The 1,238-nt window shown below is 40.4% G+C and carries 1 protein-coding gene; it reads left to right on the top strand.

The genetic code is table 11. The features are described 5' to 3' along the window. Positions 1-62 precede the first annotated feature (62 nt). Positions 63-1,220, top strand: a complete 1,158-nt coding sequence (locus C406_RS0113660) for a UxaA family hydrolase (protein WP_017381206.1) — start codon at positions 63-65, stop codon at positions 1,218-1,220. Positions 1,221-1,238: the final 18 nt, after the last annotated feature.

Raw genomic sequence — 1,238 nt, 5'->3', positions numbered from 1 at the left:
AATAAATGGGAATTGGGCGATTATGTCCATACTCATAATCTTAAGACTGCGAGGTGGTAAAGATGGAGCAAAAAATATTTGGATATCGTAGAGAAAACGGTAAAGTCGGGATTCGTAATCATGTCATTATTTTACCAGTGGATGATATTTCTAATGCGGCATGTGAGGCAGTAGCTAAACAAATTCAAGGAACTATGGCTCTTCCTCATGCTTATGGAAGACTGCAGTATGGACCCGATTTAGATTTGCATTTCAGAACAATGATTGGAATTGGATCAAATGCAAACGTAGCAGCTGTTGTTGTTATTGGAATTGAAGAAAATTGGTCAAAGAAAATCGCAGAAGGCATTGCCGAAACAGGAAAGCCTGTCTCTTATTTTTCCATTGAAGGTAACGGAGATTTAGAAACCATTCGTCAAGCTTCTTGGAAAGCAAAAGAATATACACAATGGGCATCCGAACTTCAAAGAGAACCCGTAGAGTTAAAGGACTTAACGATCAGTATCAAATGTGGAGAATCCGATACAACGACTGGACTTGGTTCATGTCCCACGGTTGCTCAAGCGGTTGATCGCTTCGTTGATGCAGGTGCCACCGTGTTTTTTGGTGAAACATCTGAGCTAACTGGTGGAGAGCATTTAATTGGCGATCGTATGGCCACCCCAGAACTTCAGGAAAAATTCATGTCTATATATAATAATTATATAGGTGAAATTGAATCTAAAGGAGTCGACTTGTTAGGTTCTCAACCAACTCAAGGAAATATTGCGGGTGGACTATCAACTATTGAAGAAAAGGCTCTTGGTAATATAGCGAAAACAGGCACTAAACAGGTAATTGGGGTGTTAGAACCAGCTGAAGAACCGTCAAATGGGAATGGACTTTACTTTATGGACACATCCTCTGCCGCAGCTGAATGTATCACTTTAATGGCAGCTGCAGGAGCAGTGCTTCATCTCTTCCCAACCGGTCAAGGGAATATTATTGGTAACCCAATTGAACCTGTAGTTAAGATTACCGCGAATCCTATGACTGCAGGAACCATGAGTGAACATGTTGATGTGGATGTAAAGGGCTTATTATCCCGACAGATATCTCTTGAAGAAGCAGGAAATCAGTTAATGGAAATTATTTATCGTACGGTTAATGGTCGTCTTACAAGTGCTGAAGCTTTAGGACATAAAGAGTTCGTCATGACTAAATTATATCGTAGTGCCTGATTTTCTTTCTCTCTTCAC

The organism is Paenisporosarcina sp. TG-14, assembly GCF_000297555.1.
GTDB classification, from domain to species: Bacteria; Bacillota; Bacilli; order Bacillales_A; family Planococcaceae; genus Paenisporosarcina; species Paenisporosarcina antarctica.
This window is presented reverse-complemented; position numbering and strand designations above follow the sequence as displayed.

Coding starts and splice junctions, on each gene's coding strand:
- C406_RS0113660 (WP_017381206.1), top strand. CDS start 63: ATGGAGCAAAAAATATTTGGATATCGTAGAGAAAACGGTAAAGTCGGG.